The sequence below is a fragment of the Photobacterium sp. DNB23_23_1 genome (assembly GCF_052873815.1).
In genome coordinates this window covers 1-251 of record NZ_JBNNXT010000131.1, presented here as the reverse complement: position 1 = coordinate 251, position 251 = coordinate 1, and the positions used below count along the sequence as shown (strand labels likewise).

At 45.0% G+C, this 251-nt stretch carries 1 protein-coding gene; it reads right to left on the bottom strand.

Annotation, left to right across the window (positions count from 1 at the left end; translation table 11 throughout):
• The coding region (locus ACVA53_RS25135; protein ID WP_446506640.1) for an EF-Tu/IF-2/RF-3 family GTPase at positions 1-251 on the bottom strand (251 nt) is incomplete at both ends.

Below are 251 nucleotides of genomic sequence, written 5' to 3'. Positions count from 1 at the left end.
AGAAGAACACCAACGTTCTCACCAGCACGGCCTTCGTCAAGAAGCTTACGGAACATCTCAACACCAGTACAAGTAGTAGTGGTAGTTTCTTTGATACCAATGATTTCTACTTCGTCACCTACAGTGATGATACCTTGCTCAACACGACCAGTTACAACAGTACCACGGCCCTGAATTGAGAATACATCTTCGATAGGAAGGATGAATGGTAGATCGATTGCACGCTCTGGCTCTGGGATGTAGTTATCTAG